Annotated in this window: 2 protein-coding genes; one reads left to right on the top strand and one right to left on the bottom strand. The window is 40.7% G+C overall.

Going from position 1 to position 6,551, the window contains the following annotated elements; all coding sequences use genetic code 11:
- Window positions 1–954: RNA polymerase sigma factor (locus BLV50_RS28270; RefSeq protein WP_177031285.1), on the bottom strand; the 954-nt coding region annotated here is incomplete at its 3' end.
- 1,203 nt (window positions 955–2,157) lie between these two features.
- Between BLV50_RS28270 and BLV50_RS28265 the strand changes: the two genes are divergently transcribed.
- Window positions 2,158–6,480, top strand: a complete 4,323-nt coding sequence (locus tag BLV50_RS28265; protein ID WP_090811274.1) for a fibronectin type III domain-containing protein — start codon at window positions 2,158–2,160, stop codon at window positions 6,478–6,480.
- Window positions 6,481–6,551 lie beyond the last annotated feature (71 nt).

Raw genomic sequence — 6,551 nt, 5'->3', positions numbered from 1 at the left:
GGTCCAGAGCAGGAAGTTATAGTCGTCGTCCGGAACGTACACTCCGCTATCCTCGACTTGCCGGCGAACTTCCATTAACGCGTCAAAATGAACATCGGCCACTTCGGCGGCGCAATCTTGCCAAAATTGATGACCGGCTACGGCCAACTCGAAGAGGTCCCAGACGATGGTATTGCTTTGATATTTGCCGGGAGAGGTTTGGATGAGAAAATTGTATTCTGCCAGGTGCCGGACTTCGCCATCCAGCAAAGACGGCGGCATTCCGAGCTCCTCCGCGATTTGATGTACGGTACGCGCCTTGTGATAAGCCGCGTAAACGATATTTTGCGCCAAGGCGCGTCCAAGAAAATCGTTGGTTTCGCCCAGTCTGCCGGCTGAACCGGAATGGCCCATTTCCCCCATGCTGACCGGATTGACACTTAAAGTTCCTGTTGCACGCATACGTTTCATCCCTTTCCGTAACTTCTTTTTAGCCTCGCTCAAATGCCACTTCACTGTGTTGACAGGAATTTTCAGAGCAATCGCGATATCGCCGATTTTAAGCTCTTCGTAGTAATGCATGACCACGATCCGGCGATGAATGTCGGACAGAAACGCGACTTCTCGGCGGAGCTCGCGGTAAGCTTCGGTTACCAGCAGCCGGTCAAGCGGCTCCCGGGAAGGGGCAGCAGACAGTTCGGACATGCCGTTGATTTCGAACGCTTGGGGAGCGTGCGTACGCTTTTTTAACCAATTCACCCAAGTGTATCGGGCAACCGTCCAGACGTAAGCGTCAAGGTTTCTAATGTCCCGCACCCCAGAGAAGGATTTCAACAACTGCAGCATTATCTCCTGAGCCAGATCCTCCGCCTCGGCCCGCTGCTTGACCCGGTTTAAGGCAAAACCGAAAATCGGTTTGACATAGCTCCGAATCGCTTCCGCCGCTTCTTTTCCGTTTTTACTAATTGAATCCATCTTTTGCCTCCATAGTTGCATCTGTAATTCCTGACAATTATATAGTGTGCCAGGCGAAATAAAGGTTGGGATTATTTTTAAAAACATTTGGACGTCCTACCGGATCACTCATACACGTATAATTACAAACATCATGAGTAGGTCATTTAAATGGTTAAAGAGACGTTATGAACTTTTTGTTAAGTATGTTGGAATGAATTAAACAAGTAGAAGATTACTTTAGATGTAAAGGTCTCACTTTTAGTATATAAAGATACTTTTTTCCGTTCAACTATGGGAGGATACAAACTAGGAGCACGAGCCGAAGTTCTTCTTCGGGTACTTGGGGTACTCCTTCGTTCTGTAGTTAACCAGGAGTGGTCTCGATTAATTATTCAAATACATAATTGAGGTTCATTAAACTAACGGGAAACAATAGCTCAATAAATTCATGTGAAGTCAATCGTAATAGTGGTTGGCTTATTTGACTTTAATGATTTCATTTATACCATAGTTTAAGATTCCTAACTCAAATTGTACATTGTGGAAAGTGTTAATTCCCGCAATCGATAACTTTAGTGAATACTCATTCAAAAAGGTCCTGATACAGGCGCCTTCTGCACATTTTCAAAGCGAAATAGGAATGCGTGTTTGTATATGATGGATTGGAAGCATAAGTTTTCCATGAGTTTTGGAAGCATAAGCTTGCCAAATGGCAAACTTATGGGTTAAGTCTCACGCCGCGAAAGAAGAAGAGTGCTTCCCAAGTTGTAAATCATGATGTACAATATTCAATGAATTTGATTACATATTGAAACGTTTGAGCTACACTACTTTTATTGAAGGGAGCCTCGATTAAATCTTGAAAATGAGTTTTTACCGTACACCGCCATAAGGTTATGGGATCAAGTTTATTTGAATGCATCCCCAGAATCGAAACTCTGCAGTTAAAGAATTTCTCGTTGATATTACAGGCTATTTAAATGTAAGAACACAACGCTCATTAAAAAAATGAATTGAGAGGTGCATAATCAATGAATATGTATTGTGAATTACAACGCAAAGAAATTACTGAATCATTCTGTAAAAGAACAAAAATGGCTGATCCATAAGCTTTAATTATACGTGTTGTATGGGATGCCTTATGAAAACGCTTAAAATTTTAAATGAGACTCTCCTTAAATTACTGGGAGAGGCAAATCACTTTTTGTAGGAGGATATATTTTGAGAATTAAATCATATATTTCTAAATTGCTCGTCATTGCTATTTTGATAGGTTCATTTTTTGATTACTTTGGTACATCTCAAGTGAAAGCTGCAGCAATGTACACATGGGAGAAGTTCAACGTTGAACAGGGACAAGAATATCAATCTCAAACACTTAATTATTACGGATCGGATTATGGAGGTAGGACCGTTTATCCATCAATGGCGGTGGATAAAAGGACCGGCATAATTACTCTTACCGGTGAACCCTATTACTCTGAGAATAGTGGTTATTATTATAACAATAGTGGATCAGGTGGTCAGGTCGTGTATCGGTACCTTCAACGAGATTCATGTGATAATTGGGAGAATTGTTACACGGAAACATACGTCAGTTATTTCATAGGAACTAGATTAGTAAATATAGACGTGAAAGGTGCATCAACGGGGACATACGTAACATCCTCATCACAATATGCATATCCAAACGATCGGAAACATACAGATGGTTTCTGGTATGTGAGTAAGGGTTTAAATAGTGAGCCTACAATAACGATCAATTCGAGTACAGCCAGTATGACTATTGGTAGTGGTCAGGATTTAGTACTGAGTGGCACAGTTCAAGATCCAGAAGGTGATGCTGTTACAATTTCAGCAACGTTGCCCACATACAATATCACTAAGTCAGTTACAGTAACCTCAACGAGAACAGCAAAGAATTGGCAGCTCAGATGGCCAAGCTCTGAACTTATTGGAGACAATAGGATTAATCAGAAAGTAAAGATTACAGCTGATGATCAAAAGGGTGGCCAAGTCCTGAATGAATTTGTTGGTGAGATAATTGTAGATAGAACCGCACCAAGCCAGCCCGGTATAGTGGTGAATCCTTCTGAATGGTCAAATGAAGATGTGCAGATATCAGTTAATGAGGGGACTGATGAACTCTCTGGGATACGTCAAACAGAATATCGTTTAGGTAGTGGCAGTTGGACTATATATACAACGCCATTTACAGTATCGACCGAAGGTGTGATCCAAGTACGAGCACGGACTATCGATAAGGCGGGGAATATAAGCCCCGAGTCTACTGCAGAGGCGAAATTAATTAAAAGCCCACCAACTACACCTGATATCCAATTGCAAGCTGGCGGATGGTCATCAGATCCAGTTGCGTTTGAAATTACAGGGAGCATAGGTTATGGGGATATCACATATGAATATAGCATTGATGGTGGTTCATACACGGTTGGTAGCTCTGGGCTAGTAACAAAGGAAGGTACTAGTCAAATTACTGCCAGAGCAATCAACATGTTCGGACAAGCCAGTACGGAAAACAATGCATTGGTAACAATCGATCAAACAGTTCCCCAAGTGGTTGTCACACCTAATGGACGGGACTGGTCTACTGAATCAATTAAAGCAGAAGTGACCGTTACGGATGAGTTGTCAGGTATCAAACCTAATAGCACATATTATAAAGTGACCTCATCACCGGAAATACCGAATGATTGGGAAGTGCTCAATGATAGTGAAATTCACATTGCTGCTGAGGGACAATGGTACATACATGTAAAGGTGACTGATAATGCAGGGAATATCGCAACTTACACTAGTTCTGCATTCAAAATCCAGTACCAACCATCAGCTCCTTTGAATGTTAAAACCGTTAATGTTCAAAATAATCAGGTTACAGTGACTTGGGATTTACCGATTGGTTCTTACTATACCGATGGGTACGTCTATGAATTGATTAATAATGTAACAGGAGCTACGTTCCAAAGTCTTTACCCGGAGAATTCGATTACTGATCGGAGTGTCACGGGAGGGAACCTATACAATTACACTCTCAAAGTCAGTAATCATGTAGGTGAAGAAAAGACGACATCACTAGATGTGTTGACGAAGCCGGAGGCGCCAGATCGATTAGAAATTCAAAAGATAGATGGAGATTACAGTAGAGCTGATCTTACCATATCTCCTGTAAATGGAGCCGAATCATATCACATTGTTGTTGAGGATGCTGGTCATATTGTTTCAGATGACACTGTGGTTGGAACTAGCTATACTGTAACCGGTCTACAACCAGGTAGTTTGAACAATATTAAAGTTTCTGCATTAAATGCAAACGGGGAAGGAGACTCAAACAGTATCGCTTACCTAGCATTACCTGGTGCGCCAGGCGCATTCTCAACTGCTAGAATTGACGAGCATACGATTGAGTTAGAATGGGAGCCAGTTATTTCTGCGGAATATTATAACTTGGACCGATTTATTGAACAAATTTACAGTGGTACAGATACAACATACCTAGACTCTGGGTTACAATCTGGAACAAGTTATACCTATCGTGTAGTTGCAGCTAATGAAACTGGTGTGGGGGAATACGCCGAGCTAGGTAATTTGATGACCTTACCAACTAAACCAGGGAACCTGGCTATATCCCTAGCAACTACAAATAGCATTACTCTACAATGGGAACCTGTACAAGGCGCTGACGGATACGAAGTAACAGTAGATGGCCATACTCAAGTTGTTAATGGTACAGAGCACACTTTCACAAGTTTGAGTGCTGGTACAGAATATAAGTTTACTATTGTAGCGCAAAATCAATCCGGTAACAGCCCATCTCTAAGCATTTCGGGTTATACCACGCCAGAACAACCCACAGGAATATCGGTCACTGATATTGAAGAGACTAGCGCAATTATTACCTGGGAACCTGTTTATGGTGCAGACAAGTACTTGGTACAGATTAACGGAACAGATTATGAAGTCTCAAGTGCAAATCTACATTTGACTAGTCTAGAGGGAAGTCGTATTTATGATTTAACAGTTTGGGCAGGGAATATTGCTGGTTACAGTGCTGCGGGATCTGCAGAGTTTCTAACCAAACCTCATGCACCGTCAAATGTAGTTGTATCAAAACTTAGTTCCAATTCAATTACGTTAGGTTGGGAAGCTGATAATACGGCTATTCATTACCGTGTAGTGAATGTAGGGTCTGGAGAAGAAACAAAAATTCAAAACAACGAAATTGCATTTGATGAACTAAGTCCAGGTAAGTCCTATGAATTTAATTTGTGGACTGATAATACAACAGGTGAGAGTGTACCAGCACGATTATCAGTTACAACTAAAACTTTACCGGTAAACCCGGACGATATAATTATTAATGTTGAGCATGACAAAGTGGAAATTGAGTTTTCACTGATTGATGAAGCTAAGGAATACGTCTTACTAGATGAGTATGGTACCGAAATTTGGAGAGGATTAGGTGGTCCTATTGTAATAGCTCCAATTATCCCTGGAAAAGAGTATGATTATGATCTTGTTGTAATCAACGATCAAGAAGCTGCATCTGAACCAAGTAAAGTTGACTTTACCGGCATACCAGGTGCACCGGAGGGAGTAATAGTCTCAAGTATATTGGAGTTTAGTATTGGTTTTGATCTTTCAAATGCCAATAAAAAAGGTGCTGAATCGATTCAGGTTTATCGCGATGGGATAGAAATAGGGAAAGTGTCAGTGACAGATAAAAAATTCATTGATAAAAAATTGAAAGATGGTACTAAATATCATTATGAGTTTAAAGCAAGCAATTCATATGGAATCAGCAAAGATAGCAAAAAAATTGATGCAACTACTTTACCCGTAAGAATTCAGGGCGGCGGTGGATCGGGAAGCGGAAATGGTAGTGATCCTATAAAGGTTCCTGACTCGAATGATACGCAAAATAACGGCGGAGAAGAGTCAACAAATAGTAACGATACAACGAATGTATCAATAGGGAATAACAATGATATCATATTCGTAGATATTGAGAAGAACTTTGCAAGAGATCAAATCATTGATTTGGGAAACCGTGGAATCTTGAAGGGGACAAGTGCTAACAAATTCGAGCCTGATCGTGCCATAACGAGGATTGAATTCGTATCAATGATCGTAAGGGCATTAGATGTATCTTCAGATGTCGATGAAAAACCTTTTGAATTTGATGACATTGATTTAGAGAAATGGTATGGTCCTGAATTCAAAATTGCATGGGACAATGAGGTAACACATGGGTTTAGTAACAAGAAGTATCGCCCGAATAATCTTATAACTCGTGAACAAGCTTCAAAAATGCTTGGGAATGTAATGAACATCCAGAACGATGCTAACGTCGAGTTATTTAGTGATGGATTTAACATTGCAGATTGGGCTAAGAGTGAGGTTTCAGGGCTAACGAGAATGCAACTAGTAACTGGATATCCTGATGGTACCTTTAGACCAAAATCAAACCTTACCAGAGCTGAAGGTGCAGTATTAATTTACCGTTCAATGTCCAATAAGAATAAATAGAGATTTGACAGTGTAACTCCTGTAGCTGATCAATTTTCATCAAGTCGAAAAATCATACAATAATGTTATAA

Origin of the sequence: Paenibacillus sp. 276b (assembly GCF_900107875.1) — a bacterium.
Classification (GTDB): domain Bacteria; phylum Bacillota; class Bacilli; order Paenibacillales; family Paenibacillaceae; genus Paenibacillus; species Paenibacillus marchantiae.
Note: the sequence above shows the minus strand (reverse complement) of the source record. Positions and strands in the feature narration are given on the sequence as shown.